Origin of the sequence: Burkholderia sp. HI2761 (assembly GCF_002223355.1) — a bacterium.
In the GTDB taxonomy this organism is placed as follows: domain Bacteria; phylum Pseudomonadota; class Gammaproteobacteria; order Burkholderiales; family Burkholderiaceae; genus Burkholderia.
Genome location: NZ_NKFN01000007.1, coordinates 368,815 through 391,921, shown reverse-complemented (window position 1 = coordinate 391,921; position 23,107 = coordinate 368,815). Strand labels below are relative to the sequence as shown.

Genomic DNA, 23,107 nt, shown 5'->3' with positions numbered 1-23,107 from the left:
GTCCGAGCGATGTCTCGCCGCATCAAAGATTTTTGCTCCGGAGCCAGACGCGGACCGCTTCGACGTGCTGTGCCTTGCATTCCAGCGGCAACCAGTGTCCGGCCGGCATCGTCGTCACGGTCAGGTCTGCGCATGCCGCACGCATGGGGTCGCCCTGGCGATTTCCGGTGATGCTGCAAATCTGATCGAATTCGCCGTTGACGAACAGCACCGGCTGCGAGAGACGGCCGCCATCCGGCGCGTTGCGCGCGTATGCGATGTTGGCCTCATCGTTCAGATACCACGCGCAGGCGGGACGAAAACCATGAGTATTGAACGACTCTACCAGCGCTTCGAAGTCCGCCGGCGGCCACAGAGCCGGATCCGGGCGAGTCGGCGGCGCACGATGCGCGGCACCGAAACGCCCTCCATTGCGCGTGACGACCGCATTCGGCGACACCTTGTCGATCCCGTCAGGGTCGCCCCGTCGAAAAATCGACGCCAGCGATGCTGTCCGGTCCGCATCCAGGTCTGCCACCGCCGCTTCGAAATGCGTCATGTAGTAGCGGTAGTAATCCCACTGGCCATCGGGATATTCGTCGGCAGGATAAATCGCCCGGTCGATCAGCGGAACGACCGTGCTCAGGGCGTGCCCGTCGGGTTGATAGGCCAGCGAGGTCAGCACGACACCGCGGCTGCGCTCGCGCTCGTGCGCGGACAACTCGGCGGCCACGACGCTGCCCCAGTCGTGCCCAACCCAGATCGCAGGCGCACCGCCGAGGTGATCGTGGAGTTCGGTTATGTCCGCCACGACTGCCTCGATGGTGTAGGCGTCGTTCGCTTCTGGCGCAAAAGAGCCGCCGTAGCCGCGCAGGTCCGGCGCGACGCAGTGCCAGCCGTCGGCGGCAAAGGCGTCCATCTGGGCGCGCCACATCAAGCTCGAGCTCGGCCAGCCGTGCAGAAAAAATATCAGCGGCCCCTCGGCCGGCCCGCTCTCGAGATAGTGCGTCACCTGACGCGTCGTGTTGAGCGCGCGCGATACCAGCGGGTGTCGAGATGTCTCCGTCATGATCCAGGACTCCGGTTGATTTCAGCGGTTTGCCGAAGGTGAAAAGCCTGCCGTTCGCCGGGCTACTTGCGATCGATCATCAGCGCCACACCCACCAACGCGATGCCGCCAGCAATCAGCTTCACGAGCGTCAACGGCTCGTGGAGCAGGAGCGCCGAGAGACCCAGCGCGATCACCGGCGCCGCATAGTTGAAGGTGTTGGCGAGCGTCGTCGACACCTCAGCGTTGAGCGTCAGGAACACGGCGTAACCGATCAGCGTGCTCGCCACGACGAGAAACGCGAGCGCAGCCCATGCCGCCGGCGGTACGCGCGCAAGATGCGTCGTGGCAGCGATCCCCGATACGGCGACGATCGCACCGAGCACCGCTGCGGCCGATATCAGCTGTATCGCCAGGCTGATGACGGGATCGCGAGGCAACGCCAGTCGCGGCGCAAGCAGCGATCCGGCTGCCCAGGCCGCCGCCCCGGTGAGCGCAAGCGCCGCGCCCATCGGCCGGGAGTCGCCGCCGGTAGCAGACGTCCAGCCCATCAGCGCGAGACCGGCAAAGCCAATGGCGACCCCGGCGACCTGACGGCCTCTCAGCGGCCGATGAAACACCGCCCATGCGAACAACGCCAGAAAGAGCGGCGAAGACGAGCCGAATACCGCAGCCACCCCTGCCGGCAGAAAATGCGTCCCCCAGATCGCCAGTGCCTGACTGGCTACCAGCATGGTGATGCCGATCAACACCGCCCCACCCGACTCGCGGACCGACGCCGGTGAACGGCGCCACCGGACCAGCGCAAACGGCAGAATGACCAGCGCCGCCAGCGAGAAGCGCAATGTCGCCACCATCAGCGGATGCAACGCGTTACCGGCGACCTTGAAAGCCAGGAAATTGGCTCCGTTATAGAACCATTGATAGCCGACGGCGAGCGCGATCCAGCCGCGACGTGCGCTCCAACCGGCATGGGTCGTGGTTGTCGCCGTCACTTGCCGCCCTCCTGTCTGCCGAATGCGGCGATCGCGGCCTCCTTGCTGCGGAGGCACGGACTCGTGAAATGCTCGATATCAGGGGCTGCCATGGGACTGCTTTGGTCGAGGACCTCGTATGCGATTGCTTCAATGCTAACGAGCGCTGCGTTATCCCGATAATGCGGACGTTCTATGGCTGTTATCCACATATTGAATAGCGGCGTTATGCTTTCTCTGCTTTCGCAATCGCCCAACTGGAACGCACGGAGGCATCGTGGACTCCCGCCTCATCGAGTACTTCTTGCGCGTGGCCGAACTCGGCAGCATCAACAAGGCCGCCACCGACTTGCGGCTCTCGCAGCCGGCGCTGTCGCGCCACATCGCGCTGCTCGAGCATCAACTTCGCGCGAAGCTCTTTACGCGAACGCGGGGCGGCGTTCAGCTGACCGAAGCCGGCACGCTGCTGGTGGAGCGAGCAAGACCCATTCTTCGTCAGTTGACATCGTTGGTCGAGCAAGTGGGCGACCGCGCCGCGGGTCAGTTGGCGATAGGTATTGCGCCGTCGTGGCGCAATCTCTTCACATCGAACTTCGTGGCGCGGTTGGTCGCCGACTATCCAGGCGTGAGGCTTCGTGTTCACGAGGGCGTGAGCCACGAGCTGCGTGACGTCATGCATTCCGGAATGCTGGACCTCGCTATCGTCCCGTTCGAGGCGTCGCCGCCGCAGGGCTACGCCCATACACCACTCGTTCGGGAGCCGCTCATTCTCGTGAGCGCCAGGGATGCCGGCTTGAGGCCCGACAAGGCGGTGCCGCTGTCGCGTCTCGGCGATCGCAAACTCGCGCTGGCGGGAAAACAGAATGTCATCCGCTCGACCATCGAACACGCGATGGTCCGTCGCAATGTCGAACTCGACATCCTGTTCGAACTCGATGCGATGCATCTCTCGATGGAACTCGCCCGGCGAGGAATCGCGGACACCGTGACGCCATGTTGCGCGGTCAGTGGCAATGCGTTCTGGGAAGATTCGATCTCGTGGAGTCCGATCCGGGGCGCCTATATCACCTGGGCGCTCTGTGAAAATACGGCGCGCTCGCATTCGCAAGCAGTGCTCGAAGGGAAACGGATGATCCTCGGGATGGTGGACGAAATCATCGACAGCCAAATCTGGCGCGGTGCCGAGCGGCTGAATGCGAATGTCGACTCGCTGCTTGGGGAAATGGGCAGCTGAGTCCGCAAGCATGCTGCCGGGGCGGGTGAGCAGCATCCATAGGAAGCCGCGGATAGCTCGGTGCCGCGCACATGGCAATCGCGTCGAATCCCTGTCGTGCGTTTCAAGTGTTTCTGGTGCTACCGCTACGTTGCCAAGCCCGGCGCATTGGTCAGATCGCCTGTTCCCTCTTTACCCGCGCGCTTGCTGCGGAGGGGTTGGTTGTTGATGGCGGTCCGGAACCGCGCTTGAACGGCGGCGCAATGTCGAGCATTTTGCTCAAATATGAAGGGGGCGCAAGGGCCCCTTTGATGTGATGCGCTCGATGCCGTTCAGAGCGGCGGATCGTGTTTTCGTGTGTGGATGTCTCGTGAGGCGCACAGTTCGCTCAGCTCATCGATCCGCGGTCTGCACGTCGAGCAATAAGTCCATCTCAACCTGCTGCGGCAAGCTTAAGGTGAGAGTCCAATTTCCCGACGAAGCTATCCATCGACTCTTCGCCAAGATCAACAACCTTGGCCCCTTCTCCCGCGACGATCGTCACGTCGGAAATGCCGATCACATTTAGGATCAGCTTCAGGTATTGGGTCGCGATGTCTCGGTCGCGAATAGGCGAGCCTTCGGTATAAACGCCGCCCGACGCCAACAGAACCGTCGCCTTTTTCCCCGTAACCAGCCCCTTTCCGTCGAACCCCAGTGTCAGTCCTTTGCGCACGATGTGATCGACCCAGGCCTTCAGGGCAGCAGGGATGTTGTAGTTGTAAACTGGAGTGGCAATGACGATGTGGTCTGTGGCCAGCAGTTCGGCGACCAGACTATCGGACAGCTGCAGTACCTCCTTCATCTCGGCCGTATGGCGTTCGGAAGGAGTGAAGTACGCCTGCAACCAAGGTGCTGAGACAAATGTCAGATCCGTTTCCGCAAGATCGCGCCAAAGGATCTTTCCTCCTGGATTTGCATCCTGCCATTGCGCGACGAAGCGGCGCGTCATGTTGCGCGAGATGGAAGAATCACCACGAGGGCTGGTTTCAACGACGAGTAGTTGGGTCATAGGTTTCCTCTTTAAGTCTCAGTAGTTAAATCAACCAAAGCGAAAGCCGGAGATCGGCTTACCCAGTGCTTGGCCATGGAAATCGACATGCCCCGGCTCACCAGACGCTGCGCCGGCGGCGACCATGAGTGGAAGCAGGTGGTCTTCATGTGGTTGGGCGGCGCGCGCACCTGGGGCCCTTTCCCAGTGGATCAGCGCTTGATTGCGGGTGGAGCTGTCCACCATTGCAGCGCGAAGCCAGCGGTCAAAGGCTTCCGCACCAGGGTCCCGGAGGCCGCCCGAAAAACCACGCATGTTGTGATAGGTCTGCCCGCTACCAATGATGAGTACACCCTCGTCGCGCAGCGGCTTCAACGCTCGCCCAATAGCAAGGTGAACAGCGGGATCAAGCCCACGCTGCATTGAAAGCTGCAAAAGGGGAATGTCCGCGGCCGGAAACATGACCTTCATCGGCACGAAAACACCGTGATCCCAGCCACGCCGCTCATTGACTGCGCTCGCCACACCAGCGGCACCGAGAAGTTCGCGCACTCGAACCGCGAGGTCTGGCGCGCCAGATGCAGGCCACTTCAGTCGGTACGTGTAGTCGGGGAATCCGTCATAGTCAAAAAGCAGTTCCGGAGTCGCACCGACATTCACAGTCGGAATCGCTTCCTCCCAGTGCCCCGAAATAACGAGTATGGAAGATGGCCGTTCCGACAGCGCGTTGGAGAAGTTGCGCAGGTATATCTCTAACTCATGCCAGACGGCACGCAGCGGACCGGGCATAAGAAAGAAGCAAGGACCACCGCCGTGGTTGATGAAGAAAGTCGGTTGCATGGACGAAGTTTGCCGTCGCCCACCCTTCATGCGAAGTGATATAATTCTTATCTTTTATATCGGTTTTTATGATACATGGCACTTGGCACTCTTAGTCTGGATCAGCTGCGGGTGCTGGTGACGATTGCGGACCTTGGCAGCTTTTCAGCTGCCGCCCGCAAGCTTCGGCGCGCACAGTCGGCCATTAGCCAAGCGGTTGCGACACTGGAGGCGTTACAAGGCGTCCGCCTGTTTGACCGAAGCGGCCGCCGTCCCAGGCTCACCGATATTGGACAGGTGCTGGTGGACCAGGCGCGCCAAGTCCTCGCCAGCGCCTCTCGCTTCGAAGCTGTGGCCGCCAGCAACCGCGCCGGCCTGGAAGCCGAACTTGCGCTTGCGATCGATCCGCTTGTGCCGACTTCGCCATTGATCCAGAGCTTACACGCTCTGCGGAGCACCTACCCCGACCTTCCCGTCAGCTTTAGGACCGAAGGGCTCGGTGGTGCCCTGCGCCGTCTTCGCGATGATTCCGCCGCGCTGGCCATCTGCCTGCTGCTCCCCGGCGTGCCCGAGGACATCGTCGCGTATCCGTTACTGCGCATCGAACTGATCCCGGTCGTCGCACCCGACCATCCGCTGGCCATACTCGGGAGACCGGCAACGCAAAGCGACCTGGAGCCTCATACCCAACTCGTGCTCTCGGACCCAGTTGATCCAGGCGGCGCATCCTATGGACTTTCAAGCGCCAGACTATGGCGATTCGTCGATCTGGCGAGACGCATGGATTTCGTCCTGGCAGGCTTGGGCTGGTGCCGCATGCCCAGTCATCTCGTCAGCGATCTCGTTTCGACGGGCCGCTTGGTTCGTATCGAGATCGAAAACGACCCAACCCCTCGAGACGGACTAACAATCTATGCGGCCCATCGGCGCGACCATGTGCCGGGAGTCGCCGGACGCTGGTTGCTCGAGGAACTTAAGCGCCGTCTGTCTCCGTGAAACAGAATGCAGTCCTACGGGAACCTCAAGTACTTCCCAAGCGGAGCGGGACTACGTTGCTGCGGCGCCTTGTGTCAAGCGGTGGGTCGCCCCCGAGCGCCTGCGTTCTTGTCGACCCATGTCAGGCAGCGGTCGACTGAGCTTCCTTCTGCAACCCCACCAGTCCGAACCCGGTTTTCATCGCCCCGGGCGCAAAGCGGTTTCAGTGCTTGCGCCAACGATAGACCCAATGGCGTCATTTCGTAATCCACCTTCGGCGGAACCGTCCGGTAGTCGCGGCGAGTGATGACATCGTCGTCCGCAAGTTCGCGCAACGGTTGAATCGGGACCTTCTCGGTTGCCCGAAGATGTCTACGAAAGGCTGGCCGGTCCATAAAGACCAACGAAGCAAGCTAGATTTGCTCCCCTCTCCAGGCTAGGTTTCCCCAACTTCCAGGCAGTCCCCCTAGGTCGATTGCGCGTCAATCGCCTCACAATCCTTCGCCAAGGTTCTCCGACGCACGCCCGCCCACCGCGTTTGCCCACCTTCGCCTGCGCCTTCCCGGGCGATGCCGACATCCAAGCAAATCGCCACCCCGCACTCCCATCCAACCCCAATAATTCCCCTTGACGCCCTATCTTTCGATATATATCTTTAGATATATTTTCCGACATATCTAAGGACACGATCATGCGACACAACCACTTCCACGGCCATGCCCGATGCGACGGTCATGATGCGCATGCCCGCCCCGACTGGTTCGCCGGTCTCTGGTACGCCATCGGTCGCCACCGTCGCGGCCACGATCCGTTCGGCGGTGGCGGCCCGTTCGGCGGCCGGGGCGGCCGCGGCTTTGGCGATTTCGGCGACGATGGCATGCCGCGCGGTCGCCAGTTCAGCTCCGACGATCTCCAACTGCTGCTGCTCGCGCTGGTGGCCGAACAACCGAGCCACGGCTACGAACTGATCAAGGCGCTCGACACGCGCTCGAACGGTTTTTACGCCCCGAGCCCCGGCATGGTGTATCCGGCGCTCACGTATCTCGAGGAAGTCGGCTTCGTCGCGTCGCAAGCGGAAGGCAACCGCAAGCGCTATGCGTTGACCGACGCAGGCCGCACGCATCTCGACGCGCAGCGCGAACGCGTCGACACGCTGTTCGCGCGCCTCACGCACCTCGCTCGCAAGATGGAGTTCATGCGCCGCGCGTTCGCCGGAGAATCGGCCGGCAACGAAGCGCAAGACGAAGCACAGGCCGGCTGGCTGCCGGAATTCGTCGAGGCGCGTCTCGCGCTCAAGCGTGCGCTGCTGCACAAGAGCTCCGCCGATGCCGACGAACAGCGTCGCATCGCGGCCATCATGCGCCGCGCGACGGCCGAAATCGAAGGCGGCGCCGGCGCGTGACCCGCGCCGCCCCGTCACCACTAAGGAGAACAGATTGATGCAGAACACGCCCGAGCGCACCGTGACCCGCGTGCGCCATCCCCTCAAGTTCCGCCTGCTGCAGGTCCTGCGCGTGCACACCGTGACACCGCATCTGCTGCGCGTCACGCTCGGCGGCCCCGATCTCGCCGATTTCGAATCCGCGTCGTTCGACGATCATGTGAAGGTCTTTTTCCCGCCGCCGGGCACGGAGCGGCCCGCGCTGCCGACGCTCGGCGCGAACGGCCCCGAGTTTCCGGAAGGCGAACCGAAGCCGGTCGCGCGCGACTTCACACCGCGCCGCTTCGACCGCGCCGCCTGCGAACTCGATCTGGAATTCGTGTTAAACCATCCGGGCCCGGCCTCGCAGTGGGCCGCGCAGGCACGCGTCGGCCAATGGCTCGGCATCGGCGGCCCGCGCGGTTCGTTCGTCGTCCCGACCGGTTTCGACTGGCATCTGCTGATCGGCGACGATACGGCGCTGCCGGCCGTCGCGCGGCGTCTCGAGGAATTGCCGGCCGGTGCGCGCGCGGCGGTCGTGCTGGAAGTCGCGGATCGCACCGCGCAGATCTCGTTCGATACACGCGCCGACGTGCATGAAATCTGGCGCTTCCGCGCCGAAGCCGACGCGGCGAACGGCGACGCGCTGCTCAATGCCGTTCGCGACCTGCCGCTGCCGTCGTCCGGCGACGGCTACGTCTGGGCGGCCGGCGAAGCGCTGTCGATGCGCGCGGTGCGCCAGCACCTGACCGGTGAACGCGGCGTCGACAAGTCGCGCATCCGCGCGGCGGCCTACTGGAAGCGCGGCGCGGCGGCCGTGCACGAAACGCTGGAAGACTGACCGGGGATCGGCGCCCGGTTGCCGGGCGGCTGAAACAATCGTGGCGCCGGCGCAGCGGCGGGCTTGGCATCGGCATCGCGGCTGGTATATATGTACGTCTGCGGCGCCGCTGTCGGGGATAGCCGCCGCGGCCCGCCAAGGAGCGCCCGGTCATGACAAAAGAAAGCCACGCTTCGCCTTTCCTTCGCCATCTGAAGATCGCCGGTTATTGCGGCCTCGCCGCGGTCGTCCTCGCGCTGTTCGTCGCGATGTGCGCGATCCTGAAGGAAAGCGCCCTCGACCGCGATGCCGCGCGGCATCCGGCCGACACGCCCGAACTGCGCGATGCGGGCGGCGGCCCGTCCGCCTCGGCCGAATCGGCCCGCACACCCGGCTCGTCAGGCTGACGGCGTCCTGCCGCTTGCTTCCCGCTTACGGCGCCTGCCGGCGCCCCATCACGGCCGCATGCACCGAATCGCCGAGCCGTTCGAGCAGCGCGGTCACGCGTTGCCCGTACAGGTGCGCGGCCAGCGCGCCGACCGTGCCGACCAGCACGCCGCCCGCCATGTCGAACGGCCAGTGCACGCCCGCATAGACACGCCCCCATGCGATCGCGACGGCCATCGCGGCCATCACGAAACCGGTGACCCGCGTCGTGCCGCCGAGCAGCAGGCCGACCGCCATGCTCCACGCGAACGTCATGTGATCGCTCGGAAACGAGCTGTCCGGCGCGTGCGGAATCAGCTGCGTGCCGACGCCGGCCATGAACGGGCGCGGCGAGAACCACACATGCCCGAGCACCTGCGCGAGCACGAGCGCCACGCAGACGCCCACGCCGGCTTCGATCGCCTGGCGCCGCGCGGGACGCGCGCCGAAGATCCAGGTCAGCAGCAGCATCGCGGGCAGCGCATAGACGAGCCAGTCGGCGGCGAAGATCGCGAGGCGGGCGACGCCCGGGTGCGGTGCACCCCCGGCGTTGATGGCGGAAAAGAGGGCGAGATTGAGGTTCTGCATGAATCCGGTTGCGTGGAGCGTATAAAAGATCGGCCGGTTGCCCGGCCGGATGCGAACGAATGCTAGGGCGTGGCCGCTTAAGCGGTGCTTAATGCGGCAGCCACCCGGACAAGGTCGCGCGGCGAACGCACTTAGAGCCCGCACTGCAACACAAGTTCACACAATTGTCATATTGCCGCGCAAACGTCCCCGTAAAAGCTCACCACACCTCCCGTAAAGACTCACCTTTTTCACATGATGGCGTCATCGACACGTGCCACCATCGCCCGGCCGGGGTGCCGACCGTGCCGTTTGCATCGTTCGTCTCAATATTTACGCACTGAATTATTCGAAATCGGCAACAATTAATTCCAAATGCGGCATCGCACAACGGCAACGCACAGGCATACGATTACGACCACTCATCCACGAAGCGATCAACAACAAGGAGTCCGCATGAAACCCAGCGATGTCCGATCGAAAGCGTTTGCGATGCCGTTGACCAGCCCTGCGTTCCCGATGGGCCCGTACCGTTTCGTCGATCGTGAGTTTCTGATCATCACGTACCGCACCGATCCGGACCGTCTGCGTGAAATCGTCCCCGAGCCGCTGCAGGTCACCGAGCCGCTCGTGCATTACGAATTCATCCGCATGGCCGATTCGACCGGCTTCGGCGATTACACCGAAAGCGGCCAGGTGATCCCCGTCGAATACAACGGCCAGCCGGGCGGCTATACGCTGGCGATGTACCTCGACGATCATCCGCCGATCGCCGGCGGCCGCGAGCTGTGGGGCTTCCCGAAGAAGCTCGCGTCGCCCACGCTGCACGTGAACACCGACCACATCCTCGGCACGCTCGACTACGGCAAGGTGCGCGTCGCGACCGGCACGATGGGCTACAAGCACAAGGAACTCGACATCGACGAGCAGATGAAGCGGCTCGCCGGCCCCAATTTCCTGCTGAAGATCATCCCGCACGTCGACGGCACCGCGCGCGTCTGCGAACTGGTGCGCTATTACATGCAGGACATCAAGATGAAGGGCGCGTGGACGGGCCCCGCATCGCTCGAACTGGCGCCGCACGCGCTCGCGCCGGTGGCCGATCTGCCCGTGCTCGAGATCGTCGAGGCGCGCCACCTCGTCGCGGATTTGACGCTGGGTCTCGGCGAAGTCGTCTACGATTACCTGGCCCAGTAACACGTCCGCAGTCCTTTCTCCCTGTCAATCCTTTCACCACGGGAATTCGAACATGAGCAACCTGAATGGCAAGACCGCAGTCGTCACGGGCGCCGCGAGCGGCATCGGCAAGGAAATCGCGCTGGAGCTGGCCAAGGCAGGCGCGGCCGTCGCGATCGCGGACCTGAACCAGGACGGCGCGAACGCGGTCGCCGACGAGATCAACAAGGCAGGCGGCAAGGCGATCGGCGTCGCGATGGACGTGACCAGCGAGGAAGCCGTGAACAGCGGCATCGACAAGGTGGCCGAAGCGTTCGGCTCGGTCGACATCCTCGTGTCGAACGCCGGCATCCAGATCGTCAACCCGATCGAGAACTATTCGTTCTCCGACTGGAAGAAGATGCAGGCGATCCACGTGGACGGCGCGTTCCTGACGACGAAGGCCGCGCTCAAGCACATGTACAAGGACGATCGCGGCGGCGTCGTGATCTACATGGGCTCGGTGCACTCGCACGAAGCGTCGCCGCTGAAATCGGCGTACGTGACGGCCAAGCACGGGCTGCTGGGCCTGGCGCGCGTGCTGGCGAAGGAAGGCGCGAAGCACAACGTGCGCTCGCACGTCGTGTGTCCGGGCTTCGTGCGCACGCCGCTGGTCGACAAGCAGATTCCGGAGCAGGCGAAGGAGCTCGGGATCAGCGAAGAGGAAGTGATCAAGAAGGTGATGCTCGGCAACACGGTCGACGGCGTGTTCACGACGGTGCAGGACGTCGCGCAGACGGTGCTGTTCCTGTCGGCATTCCCGAGCGCCGCGCTCACGGGCCAGTCGTTCATCGTCAGCCACGGCTGGTTCATGCAGTAACACCTGCGCTTCCCCGACGGCAGGCGATTTTCCGCGCCACCTCCACTCTTGCGATGGCGTGCCGTCGTCGATCGACGCCACGCCATCCATCACCGCCGTCCACGGCGGGATTTCTCGGAGCAACTGATGAAACCGCACGCGCGTACAGAAAAGCAGGCCGTCGATGCGGCGGACCTGCAACACGAAGCCGGCGCGCCGGCTGCTGCGCGGTCGCTGCCGTACGAAACGGTCGCGCTCGTCCTGCAAGGCGGCGGCGCGCTCGGCGCGTATCAGGCCGGCGTATTCGAAGGGCTGCATGAAGCAGGCATTCCGCTCGACTGGATCGCGGGCATCTCGATCGGCGCGCTCAACACCGCGCTGATCGCCGGCAATGCGCCCGAGCATCGCGTCGAGCGCCTGCGTGAATTCTGGGAAACGATCTGCCAGCCGGCGTTCTTTCCGACGATTCCGGCCGCGTTCGAATTCGCGCTGTTCAACAGCATCGATCAGATCCGCACGTTCTTCACCGCATCGCAGGCCGCCAGCGCGATGATGCAGGGCCAGCAGGGCTTCTTCGTGCCGCGCTTCCCGCCGCCGCTGCCCGGCGTGTCCGATCATCCGGAAAAAATCAGCTGGTACGACACGTCGGCGCTGCGCACGACGCTGCTGAAACTGTGCGATTTCGACCGGATCAATTCGGGCGAGACGCGCGTGTCGGTCGGCGCGGTCAACGTCGGCACCGGCAACTTCGTGTACTTCGACAATTCGCGCATCCGTCTCGCGCCCGAGCATTTCATGGCGTCCGGTGCGTTGCCGCCCGCGTTCCCGCCCGTCGAGATCGACGGCGAGTATTACTGGGACGGCGGCGTCGTGTCGAACACGCCGCTGATGGAAGTGCTCCGCGCCCGGCCGCGCCGCGACACGCTCGCGTTCCAGGTCGATCTGTGGAGCGCGCGCGGGCCGCTGCCGCGCACGATGGCCGACGTCGCCGAGCGCACGAAGGACGTGCAGTATTCGAGCCGCACGCGTTTCGTCACCGATACGCTGCAGCGCGAACAGCGCTACCGCAACGTGCTGCGCCACGTGCTCGAGCAGGTGCCGGAAGAGCAGCGCAAGAACGACCCGTGGTGCGTCGAGGCCGACGCGATGTCGAGCGGGAAGAAGTACAACATCCAGCACCTGATCTACCAGCAGAAAGCGTACGAGCATCACTACAAGGACTATCAGTTCGGTCTGTCGACGATGCGCGACCACTGGTCCGCGGGTCTCGACGACATCCGCAAGACGCTCGCGGTGAAGGACGGCCTCGCGCTGCCCGTCAACGACGCGGGCTTCGTCACGCACGACATTCACCGCCGCCGGTAATGCCGTGTGCAACGGGCCGGTGCGCTGCATGCGCCGGTCCGTCCTCCTTTCCGGTTCGACATGCCGATTTTCATTGCGCTATTCGCGCTCATCGCCCTGGGATGGGGCGCCGTTCAGCTGTTTCACGTCATCGCCGCGCAGTTCGGCCAGCCGGTCGCGATCGCGGCCGCCGTGCTGGCCGCCGCGCTCCTGATCGCACTGATCGCGTGGTGGCTCAAACGCCGTCGCGACATCGCACCGAACACGAAGGAACCCGGCTGGACGCATATCGTGCATCGCGCATGGGGCGAGTTGCGCGTGTCCGCGACGCAAGGGCTGCTGTGGCTGTCGCACGACGGCGCGGACGGCCGCTATACGCTGTCGCAACTCGACGGTTGCGAGGCCGCGCCGATCGACGGCCGCTGGCATCTCGTCGTGCGCGTGCGCGACGCCGTACGCGGCGAATGGACGCTGCCGATGATGGACAAGCGCGATGCGCAGCGCTGGGCGCGCGTGCTCACGCTGGCGAAAGACAACCGGCTCTGAACGCGCGTTCGGGCCGCACGGCCCAGCCGCGCGACGCCCGCTATCGTGCGCCGAGCGCCCGCAGCGCATCGAGCACGTGCTGCGTCGCCCGTTCGACCGGGCCGGTTCGATGGGCAATTCCCAGCTCGCGCCACAACGCCGGGCGTAGCGGCCGCATGACGATGCGCGCATCCGGCAACGGGGCGCCCGCCTCGTGCGGCAGCAGCGTCGCGCCGTAACCCGCGGCAACCAGGCTCTTGATCGCATCGTTGTAGTTGAGCGCGATCCGCGGCTCGGGCCGATGGCCGCCGAGCGCGAACCATTCGGTCGTGAGCCGCGACAGACGCGTCGTCGCATCGTTGAGAATCAGCGGCCGCGCGGCCAGATACGCCGGCGTCACCCGGGCCGGAAGCGGCCAGTCCGCGGGCAGGAAAGCCATCACCGGATCGCGGCGCCACGGGCGAATCGACAGCCCCGCGACCGGCGCTTGCGGCAGCGCGACCAACCCGACGTCGAGCGTACCTTGCGCAATGCGCGACAGCGTGTCGTGCGACGTGAGCACCGCGATCTGCACATCGATATCCGGATGCTGTGCGCGCAATCCGGCCACCGCCTGCGGCAACAGATGCGCGATCGCACCGGTCGATGCGCCGAGGCGTACGCGCCCGGTCAACCCCTGCACCTGTCGCTGCACGTCGTCCAGCGTGGATTCGACTTCCGCCAGCAGACGCCGCGCCCGCTCCACCAGCACTTCGCCGATCACGGAAGGGCGCACGTTGCCGCGGGTGCGGGACAGCAGCGGCGCGCCGACGCGGCTTTCCAGCTCGGCGACATGCAGACTGACGGTCGGCGGGGCGAGATGAAGCCATTGCGCCGCCGCCACGAAGGATCCCTGGTCCGCGATCGCGACCAGCGTACGCAGGCGGTCCAGACTGATCTCGCGCATCGCACACCTCTCGTTCAGGAAAGCTGAACCGGACGGTCAGCAAATTCAACTTTTCCTATTCTAGGCGTTCGGTGGACGATACGGCTTCCCCCGACGACCGAACGCGACGAACACGACCATCATGAGCTTCCCCACTGTCTTCATCGACGGCGACCAGGGCACGACCGGGTTGCAGATTCACGCGCGTCTGCGCGACCGCACCGACGTGCGGCTGCTCACGCTTGCCGCCGCCGAACGCAAGGACCCTGCGCGGCGCGCAGAAGCACTCAACGCGTGCGATATCGCCATCCTGTGCCTGCCCGACGCGGCCGCGCGCGAAGCGGTCGGCTTCATCCGGAACCCGGCGGTACGCGTGATCGACGCCAGTTCAGCCCATCGCACGCAGCCGGAATGGGTCTACGGCTTTCCCGAGATGGCCGACGGACATGCGCGACACATCGCGCAGGCGACGCGCGTGACCAATCCGGGCTGCTACCCGACGGGCGCGATCGGCCTGCTTCGCCCGCTGCTGCAGGCCGGGCTGCTGCCGCGCGACTACCCGGTGAGCATTCATGCGGTGTCCGGTTACTCGGGCGGCGGGCGGGCCGCCGTCGACGCATTCGAATCGGGCGACGCCGCCGCACGCGCGTTGCCGCTGCAGGTCTACGGCCTCGCGCTCGAGCACAAGCACGTGCCCGAGATCCGGCAGCATGCGGGGCTCGCGCACCGCCCGTTCTTCGTGCCGGCCTACGGTGCGTATCGGCAAGGCATCGTGCTCACCATCCCGATCGAGCTGCGCCTGCTTCCGGCCGGGGTGACGGGCGAACGGTTGCATGCCTGTCTCGCGCATCACTATGCGGATGCACGTCACGTCGACATGATGCCGCTCGCGGACGCACGCACGGCAACGCATCTTGATCCGCAAGCGTTGAACGGCACCAATGATCTGCGCCTCGGCGTGTTCGTCAACGCAGACGCCGGGCAGGTGCTGCTGTCCGCCGTGTTCGACAATCTCGGCAAAGGGGCATCCGGCGCCGCCGTGCAGAATCTCGACTTGATGCTCGGTGTGCCAGACGCGGCGTGACGCTCCCGCAGGCATCGTCGAGGGTGCCTGCGCACGCCCCCGTAAAAGCTCACCTTTAGCCGGTTTCAGGCCGTATCGTCACCCGCGGCGGCATTCAGGCCGGCCAGCGTCTCCACCAGAAAATCCACGCACACGCGTACCTTCGCCGACGCCGCGACGCGTTCCGGATACACGGCCCAGATGTTCGCGGGCTGGATCGCGTCCGGCAGCACGCGGCACAATGCGCCGGCCTCGATCAGCGGCCCGGCCTCCCAGATCGAGCGCAGCACGATGCCGCGCCCGGCCAGCGCCCATTGCACGGCCACCTCGCCATGGTTCGTCGACAGCGCGCCGCCCACCTTCACCGTGGCCGTTTCGCCGCGCACGTTCAGCCGCCATACGCCGAACGGATGATCGCGCTCCTTGATCGCGAGACAGTCGTGCGAGCTGAGATCCGCGAGCGAGCGCGGCGTCCCGCGGCGGGCGAGATAGTCGGGCGATGCGCACAGCACGCGATGGTTCGTGGCAAGACGGCGCGCGATCAGGTGATCGGCGATCTCGTCGCCGATGCGCACGTCGAGGTCGTAGCCTTCGCCGGCAACATCGACGAGCCGGTCGAACAGATCGAGCCGCACGTTCAGTTGCGGATAGCGCGCGCTGAAGTCGAGCAGCGCCGGCGCGACGACGTGCCGGCCGAAGCCGAAGCTGCTCGACATGCGCAGCGTGCCGCGCGGCACCGTGCGCGTGGTCGACACGTCCTCGACGAGATGATTGACGTCGTCGAGAATCTTTTCGGCGCGCGCGAACACGCGCTCGCCGGCGTCGGTGACCGTCATGCGGCGTGTCGAGCGATGCAGCAGGCGCGTGCCGAGCTGCGCCTCGAGCATCGCGACGCGCTTGCTGACATACGCAGGCGACACCGCGAGTTGCTCGGCGGCCGCGCTGAAGCTCGCGAGGCGAACGACCAGGCTGAACACGCGCAGGTCGTCGAGGTTCGGTGATTTATTCACGATTCGTGGAAAGTCGATTAACTTTTGCGCGATTTTAATCCAGATGGAAATAAATAGAATGACGTGACGGGCCGCTGCCTCCCCGGCAGCCGGCCAATCAGCCAAGGAGATTTGCATGACCGACAGGACTTACAGGATTGCCGTGATCCCCGGCGACGGCATCGGCCGCGAAGTGATGCCCGAGGGCCTGCGCGTACTCGAGGCCGTGACCGCGCGCTTCGGCGTGCGCTTCGACTTCGTCGAGATCGACTGGGCGAGCTGCGACTACTACGCGCAGCACGGCACGATGATGCCGGACGACTGGAAAGCGCAGCTGTCGGGCATGGACGCGATCCTGTTCGGCGCGGTCGGCTGGCCGGCAACGGTGCCCGATCACATTTCGCTGTGGGGCTCGCTGCTGAAATTTCGCCGCGAATTCGACCAGTACATCAACCTGCGGCCCGCGCGCCTGTTCGACGGCGTACCGTCGCCGCTCGCCGGCCGCCGCGCGGGCGACATCGATTTCATGATCGTGCGCGAGAACACCGAGGGCGAATATTCGTCGGTTGGCGGCACGATGTTCGAAGGCACCGAGCGCGAAGTCGTGATGCAGCAGTCGATCTTCACGCGGCACGGTACCGAGCGCGTACTGAAATTCGCGTTCGAGCTCGCGCAGCGGCGCGCGAAACGCGTCACCGTCGCGACGAAAAGCAACGGCATCGCGATCAGCATGCCGTGGTGGGATGCGCGCGCGGCCGAGATGGCCGAACGCTATCCCGAGATCGCGGTCGACAAGCAGCACATCGACATCCTGTGCGCGCGTTTCGTCCTGCAGCCGGACCGCTTCGACGTCGTCGTCGCGTCGAACCTGTTCGGCGACATCCTGTCGGATCTCGGGCCGGCCTGTACGGGCACGATCGGCATCGCGCCGTCGGCGAACCTGAACCCGGACCGCACGTTCCCGTCGCTGTTCGAACCCGTGCACGGTTCGGCGCCCGACATCGCGGGGCAATACATCGCGAATCCGATCGCGATGATCTGGTCGGCCGCGATGATGCTCGACTTCCTCGGCAACGGCACGGGCCGCGAACGCGACGCGCACGATGCGATCGTCGCCGCGATCGAGGACGTGCTGCGCACGGGACCGCGTACGCGCGATCTCGGCGGCCAAGCAGGCACGCAGGAAATGGGCGAGGCGATCGCCGCGCGGATTGCGGGTTGAGGGTCGCGGTCGTGCCCGGCGCTCGCGCCGGGCTGCGCTCATGAATGCGTCTGCGGTGAGCGGCACGCGCCGCGGTTGCGCACTCGTGCACACGCGGCCGATGCGTCGGCGGTGAAGCCGAGCAGTGAGTAGCGACACATCGCAACGCGCACGGCTTGCGCCGTCTTTCGTTGAAAGTCGAAATCCATCCGATCGGTGAGTTGCACGTCATGCCCGCGCACACCGATCGTCGACGCACGATTGCCTCGATGCGATTGGCGAGATCGGCGAGATGCATCACGCGGTGAAGCACACCGCTGCATGTCGAGACATACGCCGCTTCGCGGGGCGCAACAACGCGTCGATCTGTTCGAAACACAGCTCGACGCGCCATTTCACCTCATCCCGAAAAATCTCACCTTCAGCGGACGACTCCCGAATTTCCTCACCATTGATCTCTGGTGATACGTTTGCCGGTCCGTTGAACGCGTGCGCGCATCACAGCCCGAGATCGGACAGCCCCGGATGGTCGTCCGGACGACGGCCGAGCGGCCAGTGATAAAGACGGTCCGCCTCGCGAATCGGCAGATCGTTGATGCTCGCGTGACGATGCGCCATCAGGCCGTTTTCATCGAACTCCCAGTTCTCGTTGCCGTACGAACGGAACCAGTTGCCCGCATCGTCATGCCACTCGTACGCAAAACGCACCGCGATGCGGTTGCCGCCGAACGCCCACAGCTCCTTGATCAGCCGGTAGTCGAGTTCGCGCGTCCACTTGCGCTGCAGCAGCCCGACGATCTCGTCGCGGCCCGTCACGAACTCCGCGCGATTGCGCCAGCGGCTTTGCGGCGTATAGGCGAGCGACACGCGTTGCGGGTCGCGCGTGTTCCACGCGTCCTCGGCGGCGCGCACCTTCTGGCGCGCCGTTTCGAGCGTGAAAGGCGGAACGGGCGGACGAACTTCGGGGGAAGCGGACATGGGGTGCTCCTGTTCAGGGTTCTGGCCGCGAATGCACGCAGCCGGTTCGGATTCGCTGCGTCGGCTACCGCGATACGGTATCGAGCAGCAGTTCGGCCGTCGCGCGCGCATCGCGCGCGGCGTTTGCATCGCCACTGACGAGCGCCACGCCGATCGCGCCGTCGATCAACACGAGCCACTGACGCGCGATGCGCGCGAGCCCGCGGCGCTCGATGCCGGTTTCGTCGGCATGGGCGTCGAAGCGCTCGCGCACGAACGCCAGCAGGCGCGCCTTGTGCATGCGGGCGACGACGCGCACGGGATCGTCGGCGTCGGGTAACTCGCCCGACGCATTCAGGAACGCGCAGCCGTGAAAGTCGGGCTGCGCGAACCAGTCTCGCAGCACGTCGAACATGCCGAGCAATTGCGCGCGTGGCGCCTTGCCGCGCGCCAGCGTGGCGTCGACGAACCAGCGCATCCAGCGCTCGTCGCGACGTTCGAGCGCGGCGACCACCAGCGCCTCTTTCGATTCGAAATGCGAATAAAAGCTCTTTCGTGCCGCACCGGATCGCTTGACGATCGCATCGACACCGGTCGCATGGATGCCGCCCGAATAGATCAGCGCTTCGGCCGCATCGAGCAGCCGGTCGCGAACGGCGGGTTCGCCGGAGGAGTCGAGAGGGGTGTTCATGGGTTTACGGTAGAACGATCGTTCTCCGTCGTCAATACCCTGATGAGAAGGCCCTGCCGGTGGGAGGGCCGAATCGTGCCCGGTGCGTCGACGCGTTGTGTGGAACCTTCAGCTCGACCCGCGCGGATCGAAGGGTGAATGGATCATGTAGTGGTCTGCGCACCGATCAAGGCCGATCGATGTCGATCGCATCGTGCATCAGTGAGTCGCGACGTTGCGTGCGGCTCACGGTCGATGTTCCGGCTCGGCACGATATCGCACACGGCGGCGTGCGAGTGCTCGCACGCCAAGCGAAGCGGGGAGGTACGTGGAAAAGGAGAAACAAGCACCGAATGGCGCGATGGAAAGAAACGACGCGTCCGCCGACAGGTGAAGCGAACATGCAACTGCAGGTCACCGACGTGGGATCGCGTGGCGATTCGGTGCGCAAACACGGCTCCCGAATAATCTCACCTCAAGCGTTGAATCGCACTTCCGAGGTTCGACGGCGCGCGTGCAAACGAATGCGGGGCAGGCGGCGAATGCGCCGCGCTGCCCCGTCTCGACACTCGGCTCAGACCGTCCAGTCGAGAATCACCTTGCCGCTTTCGCCGGACAGCATCGCGGCGAAGCCTTGCTCGTAGTCGTCGGCTGCGAAGCGATGCGTGATGATCGGCGACAGGTCGAGGCCGCTCTGCAGCATCGCGACCATCTTGTACCAGGTCTCGAACATTTCGCGGCCGTAGATGCCCTTGATCTCGAGCCCCTTGAAGATCACCTGGTTCCAGTCGATCGCCGTCTGCGCGGGCGGGATGCCGAGCAGCGCAACCTTGCCGCCGTGGTTCATCGCCTCGAGCAGGCTCGTGAACGCGCTCGGCACGCCGGACATCTCGAGACCGACGTCGAAGCCTTCGGTCATGTGCAGATCGGCCATCACGTCGCGCAGCGACTCGCGCGCGACGTTGACCGCACGCGTCGCACCCATCTTGCGCGCGAGCTCCAGCCGATAGTCGTTGATGTCGGTGATCACGACGTTGCGTGCGCCGACGTGCTTCGCGATCGCGACGGCCATGATGCCGATCGGGCCCGCGCCGGTGATCAGCACGTCTTCGCCGACGAGATTGAACGACAGCGCCGTATGCGTCGCGTTGCCGAACGGATCGAAGATCGACGCGAGATCGTCGGAGATCTCCGGCGGAATCTTGAACGCGTTGAACGCCGGAATCGCCAGGTATTCGGCGAACGCGCCTTCGCGGTTCACGCCGACGCCCACCGTGTTGCGGCACAGATGCCTGCGCCCGGCGCGACAGTTGCGGCAGAAACCGCAGGTGATGTGGCCTTCGCCGGACACGCGATCGCCGATCGCGAAACCGCGCACTTCCTGCCCCATCTCGACGATCTCGCCGACGTATTCGTGACCGACGTGCATCGGCACCGGAATCGTCTTCTGCGCCCAGTCGTCCCACTTCCAGATATGGATGTCAGTGCCGCAGATCGCCGTGCGGCGGATCTTGATCAGCACGTCGTTGTGGCCGACTTCGGGGCGCTTCACGCGCGTGAGCGTGAGGCCGGGGCCACGTTCGAGCTTTGCCAGTGCCTTCATGGTCGCGCCTCCGTCAGATGATGCCGAGCGACTTGCCGACGCGCACGAACGCGGCAACCGTCTGGTCGATCTGTTCGGGCGTATGCGCGGCGCTCATCTGCGTGCGGATGCGCGCCCGGCCGCGCGGCACGACGGGGAACGAGAAGCCGATCACGTAGACGCCTTCGCCGAGCAGCTTGTCGGCCATGTTCGTCGCGAGCTGCGCGTCGCCGAGCATCACCGGGATGATCGGATGCGCGCCGGGCACGAGCGTGAAGCCGGCTTCGGTCATCTGTTTGCGGAACCGCGCGCCGTTCTCGCGCACGCGCTCGCGCAGCTTCGCGCCCTCGTCGCTGCCGAGCAGTTCCAGCACCTTCAGCGATGCCGCGGCGATGCTCGGCGTAAGCGTGTTCGAGAACAGATACGGACGCGAGCGCTGGCGCAGCAGCTCGATCACCTCGCGACGCGCGGCGACATAGCCGCCCGAGGCGCCGCCGAGCGCCTTGCCGAGCGTGCCCGTGATGATGTCGATGCGGCCTTCGACGCCGCAGTGCTCGGGCGTGCCGCGGCCGTGCGTGCCGATGAAGCCGACCGCATGCGAATCGTCGACCATCACGAGCGCGCCGTAGCGATCGGCGAGATCGCAGATGCCTTTGAGGTCGGCGATGATGCCGTCCATCGAGAACACGCCGTCGGTCGCGATCAGCTTGTGGCGCGCGCCGGCGGCGTCGGCTTCCTTGAGCTTCGCCTCGAGATCGGAAAGATCGTTGTTCTTGTAGCGCAAACGCTTCGCCTTGCACAGGCGAATGCCGTCGATGATGCTCGCGTGATTGAGCTCGTCGCTGATCACCGCGTCGTTCTCGTCGAGCAGCGTCTCGAACAGCCCGCCGTTCGCGTCGAAGCAGCTCGAATAGAGGATGCTGTCCTCGGTGCCGAGAAACGCGGCCAGCGCGCTTTCCAGTTGCTTGTGGACGGTTTGCGTGCCGCAGATGAAGCGCACCGATGCCATGCCGAAGCCATCCTGGTCGAGACCGGCCTTCGCCGCGTCGATCAGGCGCGGATCGTTCGCCAGACCCAGATAGTTGTTCGCGCAGAAATTGAGCACGCCGGCACCGCCGGCGAGCCGCACGGCTGCCGCCTGGGGACTCGCGATCTCGCGCTCGGTCTTGTAAAAACCGTCCGCGCGGATCTGGTCGAGCGTCCCGCGCACCTGGGCGAGAAAGGCATCACGCATCGCAAAGCTCCTGACAGGGATTCGCATTCCGCGGCGCACGGCTCGTGGCGGCGCAACGGCCTGCTACTGTTATAGTCGGTCGTTCGGTTGACCGCATTTATCCAATATTCCGAACTAGAATTCGAAATACCGAACAACTCTAAGCGAACGGAATCCAAATGGCAAGTTCCTCCGGATCGCGGCGCACGCGTGCCGACGCCGCCCCGCAGCCGCCGGCCGCGACCCCACCGCGCGTGGGCGAGCAAATCCAGCGCCTGCGCAACGAACGCAAGCTGACGCTCGACGACCTGTCGCGCGCTGCCGGCGTATCGAAATCGATGCTCTCCGAGATCGAACGCGACAAGGCCAACCCGACGATCGCCGTCGCGTGGCGCCTGACGAACGCGCTCGGCATCACGCTCGACGAACTGTTCTCGCAGCCGAAGGCGCCCGAGACGATCCGCGTGGACGGCCCGCACGACATTCCGACGCTCGCCGGCCACGACGGCCGGTACCAGCTGCGCGTATGGGGCCCGATCGACCTCGCCGGCAAGTTCGAGTGGTACGAGCTGACGCTGCCGGGCGGCGGCGCACTGGTATCGAACGCGCACGAGCCCGGCACGCGCGAGCACCTCACCGTGCTGCAGGGCGCGATGGAAATCGAAGCCGCCGCGGCCAGCCGGCGCCTGAAAGCGGGCGACACCGCGCGCTACCCGGCCGACGAGCCGCATGCGATCCGCAATCCCGGCAAAACCGAAGCGCGGGCCTTGTTGATCGTGATACACCGCTGACGGCGCGGATAGTCGGCCAAAAGGACATCGCAGGCCAGTTGCGGAAAGTACTGTATGTTTGTACAGTATACGGACATTCCGCCATGCATGGGCCGGAGCCGGCGCACCGAGGCGCCCGCCCCGGTCGACAGGAGCCTGCAATGACAGAAGAACAAGATTTGGCCGCGCTCAGCTTCAAGGCTGCCGCGCACGACCTCGAATTGATCGTTCGCCATATCGCCGGGCGCTACATCCGCCAGCGCGTGCCGCTGACGTGGCGCCTGCTGCACGCGATCGAAGCCGAAGCGCTCGCCGATCTCGGCTTTGCCAGCCGGCACGACGCCGGCATGCGTCAATTGTTCGAACGGCCGTCGGACATGGCGTTTCCCGAAACGGACGATCCGATCGACTTCGGGCGCTCGAATGCGTTGCCCGCGGTCTTTTCATTCGCCGTCCTCGCGTACGAAGCCGCGGCAACGACGCACGATACCGCGCGTCCCGAGCGCGCTCATCGCCAGTCCAAGGCGTGGGGCGACTGACGGCCCAGCCCCGGCCGCGGCGCACCGCGACCGGTTTATACGCT

The 23,107-nt window shown here is 65.0% G+C and carries 25 protein-coding genes; 13 read left to right on the top strand and 12 right to left on the bottom strand.

Features of this window, described 5'->3' with window-relative positions:
- Positions 1–22: 22 nt before the first annotated feature.
- The gene (locus CFB46_RS19345) at positions 23–1,048 is read right to left on the bottom strand and encodes an alpha/beta hydrolase (protein WP_089500879.1); all 1,026 of its coding nucleotides are present in this window, start codon (positions 1,046–1,048) and stop codon (positions 23–25) included.
- Positions 1,049–1,110: 62 nt separating this feature from the next.
- Complete coding sequence (locus CFB46_RS19340) at positions 1,111–2,022, bottom strand: DMT family transporter (RefSeq protein WP_152777936.1); 912 nt, start codon at positions 2,020–2,022, stop codon at positions 1,111–1,113.
- 256 nt (positions 2,023–2,278) lie between these two features.
- On the opposite strand from CFB46_RS19340, the gene CFB46_RS19335 reads away from it, so the two are divergent.
- Positions 2,279–3,235 (top strand): LysR family transcriptional regulator, encoded by a 957-nt coding sequence (locus tag CFB46_RS19335; protein WP_089500877.1) that lies wholly within the window; start codon positions 2,279–2,281, stop codon positions 3,233–3,235.
- Positions 3,236–3,647: 412 nt separating this feature from the next.
- Here the strand turns inward: CFB46_RS19335 and CFB46_RS19330 are convergent, their stop codons facing one another.
- Together CFB46_RS19330 and CFB46_RS19325 are read right to left on the bottom strand one after the other, a co-directional pair.
- On the bottom strand, positions 3,648–4,265 hold the full coding sequence (locus CFB46_RS19330; protein WP_089500876.1) for an FMN-dependent NADH-azoreductase: 618 nt from the start codon (positions 4,263–4,265) through the stop codon (positions 3,648–3,650).
- Positions 4,266–4,295: 30 nt separating this feature from the next.
- Positions 4,296–5,084 (bottom strand): DODA-type extradiol aromatic ring-opening family dioxygenase, encoded by a 789-nt coding sequence (locus CFB46_RS19325; protein ID WP_089500875.1) that lies wholly within the window; start codon positions 5,082–5,084, stop codon positions 4,296–4,298.
- 75 nt (positions 5,085–5,159) lie between these two features.
- Here CFB46_RS19325 and CFB46_RS19320 point away from each other — a divergent pair, with 75 nt between their 5' ends.
- Positions 5,160–6,059 (top strand): LysR family transcriptional regulator, encoded by a 900-nt coding sequence (locus tag CFB46_RS19320; RefSeq protein ID WP_089500874.1) that lies wholly within the window; start codon positions 5,160–5,162, stop codon positions 6,057–6,059.
- Positions 6,060–6,133: 74 nt separating this feature from the next.
- Here the strand turns inward: CFB46_RS19320 and CFB46_RS19315 are convergent, their stop codons facing one another.
- Positions 6,134–6,433 (bottom strand): winged helix-turn-helix transcriptional regulator, encoded by a 300-nt coding sequence (locus CFB46_RS19315; protein ID WP_227789684.1) that lies wholly within the window; start codon positions 6,431–6,433, stop codon positions 6,134–6,136.
- 296 nt (positions 6,434–6,729) lie between these two features.
- On the opposite strand from CFB46_RS19315, the gene CFB46_RS19310 reads away from it, so the two are divergent.
- The 3 genes from CFB46_RS19310 (at position 6,730) to CFB46_RS19300 (ending at position 8,685) form a co-directional block, all read left to right on the top strand.
- On the top strand, positions 6,730–7,440 hold the full coding sequence (locus tag CFB46_RS19310; RefSeq protein WP_089500873.1) for a PadR family transcriptional regulator: 711 nt from the start codon (positions 6,730–6,732) through the stop codon (positions 7,438–7,440).
- Between the two features lie 37 nt (positions 7,441–7,477).
- Positions 7,478–8,299, top strand: coding sequence for a siderophore-interacting protein (locus CFB46_RS19305; RefSeq protein ID WP_089500872.1), 822 nt, complete (start codon positions 7,478–7,480; stop codon positions 8,297–8,299).
- 152 nt (positions 8,300–8,451) lie between these two features.
- A complete protein-coding gene (locus tag CFB46_RS19300) occupies positions 8,452–8,685 on the top strand; it encodes a hypothetical protein (protein WP_089500871.1) in 234 nt (77 codons plus the stop codon).
- 25 nt (positions 8,686–8,710) lie between these two features.
- Here CFB46_RS19300 and CFB46_RS19295 read toward each other — a convergent pair whose 3' ends face one another.
- The gene (locus CFB46_RS19295; RefSeq protein WP_089500870.1) at positions 8,711–9,292 is read right to left on the bottom strand and encodes an undecaprenyl-diphosphatase; all 582 of its coding nucleotides are present in this window, start codon (positions 9,290–9,292) and stop codon (positions 8,711–8,713) included.
- Positions 9,293–9,727: 435 nt separating this feature from the next.
- Here CFB46_RS19295 and CFB46_RS19285 point away from each other — a divergent pair, with 435 nt between their 5' ends.
- The 4 genes from CFB46_RS19285 to CFB46_RS19270 all read left to right on the top strand — a co-directional run bounded on the left by CFB46_RS19285 (position 9,728) and on the right by CFB46_RS19270 (position 13,175).
- Positions 9,728–10,468 (top strand): acetoacetate decarboxylase, encoded by a 741-nt coding sequence (locus CFB46_RS19285; protein ID WP_027781819.1) that lies wholly within the window; start codon positions 9,728–9,730, stop codon positions 10,466–10,468.
- A gap of 52 nt (positions 10,469–10,520) precedes the next feature.
- The gene (locus CFB46_RS19280; protein WP_027781818.1) at positions 10,521–11,306 is read left to right on the top strand and encodes a 3-hydroxybutyrate dehydrogenase; all 786 of its coding nucleotides are present in this window, start codon (positions 10,521–10,523) and stop codon (positions 11,304–11,306) included.
- Between the two features lie 126 nt (positions 11,307–11,432).
- Positions 11,433–12,650, top strand: coding sequence for a patatin-like phospholipase family protein (locus CFB46_RS19275; RefSeq protein ID WP_027781817.1), 1,218 nt, complete (start codon positions 11,433–11,435; stop codon positions 12,648–12,650).
- A 60-nt stretch (positions 12,651–12,710) separates the two neighbouring features.
- Positions 12,711–13,175, top strand: a complete 465-nt coding sequence (locus CFB46_RS19270) for a hypothetical protein (protein WP_089500868.1) — start codon at positions 12,711–12,713, stop codon at positions 13,173–13,175.
- Positions 13,176–13,215: 40 nt separating this feature from the next.
- On the opposite strand, the gene CFB46_RS19265 is transcribed toward CFB46_RS19270, so the two are convergent.
- Positions 13,216–14,100 (bottom strand): LysR family transcriptional regulator, encoded by an 885-nt coding sequence (locus tag CFB46_RS19265; RefSeq protein WP_089500867.1) that lies wholly within the window; start codon positions 14,098–14,100, stop codon positions 13,216–13,218.
- 121 nt (positions 14,101–14,221) lie between these two features.
- Here CFB46_RS19265 and argC point away from each other — a divergent pair, with 121 nt between their 5' ends.
- Positions 14,222–15,163 carry an N-acetyl-gamma-glutamyl-phosphate reductase gene (argC, locus tag CFB46_RS19260; protein ID WP_089500866.1) on the top strand — a complete coding sequence of 314 codons (942 nt, stop codon included), beginning with the start codon at positions 14,222–14,224 and terminating at the stop codon, positions 15,161–15,163.
- Between the two features lie 65 nt (positions 15,164–15,228).
- On the opposite strand, the gene CFB46_RS19255 is transcribed toward argC, so the two are convergent.
- A complete protein-coding gene (locus CFB46_RS19255; protein WP_089500865.1) occupies positions 15,229–16,152 on the bottom strand; it encodes a LysR substrate-binding domain-containing protein in 924 nt (307 codons plus the stop codon).
- 115 nt (positions 16,153–16,267) lie between these two features.
- Between CFB46_RS19255 and CFB46_RS19250 the strand changes: the two genes are divergently transcribed.
- Positions 16,268–17,353, top strand: a complete 1,086-nt coding sequence (locus tag CFB46_RS19250) for a tartrate dehydrogenase (RefSeq protein WP_089500864.1) — start codon at positions 16,268–16,270, stop codon at positions 17,351–17,353.
- Between the two features lie 477 nt (positions 17,354–17,830).
- Here CFB46_RS19250 and CFB46_RS19235 read toward each other — a convergent pair whose 3' ends face one another.
- The 4 genes from CFB46_RS19235 to CFB46_RS19215 all read right to left on the bottom strand — a co-directional run bounded on the left by CFB46_RS19235 (position 17,831) and on the right by CFB46_RS19215 (position 21,775).
- Positions 17,831–18,310: a nuclear transport factor 2 family protein gene (locus CFB46_RS19235; protein ID WP_027781811.1), complete on the bottom strand. Its 480-nt coding sequence runs from the start codon at positions 18,308–18,310 to the stop codon at positions 17,831–17,833.
- 64 nt (positions 18,311–18,374) lie between these two features.
- Positions 18,375–18,980 (bottom strand): TetR/AcrR family transcriptional regulator, encoded by a 606-nt coding sequence (locus tag CFB46_RS19230; RefSeq protein ID WP_089500862.1) that lies wholly within the window; start codon positions 18,978–18,980, stop codon positions 18,375–18,377.
- A gap of 553 nt (positions 18,981–19,533) precedes the next feature.
- Complete coding sequence (tdh, locus tag CFB46_RS19220) at positions 19,534–20,562, bottom strand: L-threonine 3-dehydrogenase (protein WP_006480187.1); 1,029 nt, start codon at positions 20,560–20,562, stop codon at positions 19,534–19,536.
- Positions 20,563–20,575: 13 nt separating this feature from the next.
- On the bottom strand, positions 20,576–21,775 hold the full coding sequence (locus CFB46_RS19215) for a glycine C-acetyltransferase (RefSeq protein WP_089500861.1): 1,200 nt from the start codon (positions 21,773–21,775) through the stop codon (positions 20,576–20,578).
- 158 nt (positions 21,776–21,933) lie between these two features.
- Here CFB46_RS19215 and CFB46_RS19210 point away from each other — a divergent pair, with 158 nt between their 5' ends.
- Both CFB46_RS19210 and CFB46_RS19205 read left to right on the top strand, forming a co-directional pair.
- Positions 21,934–22,545 carry a helix-turn-helix domain-containing protein gene (locus CFB46_RS19210; protein ID WP_034205807.1) on the top strand — a complete coding sequence of 204 codons (612 nt, stop codon included), beginning with the start codon at positions 21,934–21,936 and terminating at the stop codon, positions 22,543–22,545.
- 140 nt (positions 22,546–22,685) lie between these two features.
- Positions 22,686–23,063, top strand: coding sequence for a DUF2471 family protein (locus CFB46_RS19205; RefSeq protein WP_089500860.1), 378 nt, complete (start codon positions 22,686–22,688; stop codon positions 23,061–23,063).
- The last annotated feature ends 44 nt before the right edge of the window (positions 23,064–23,107 follow it).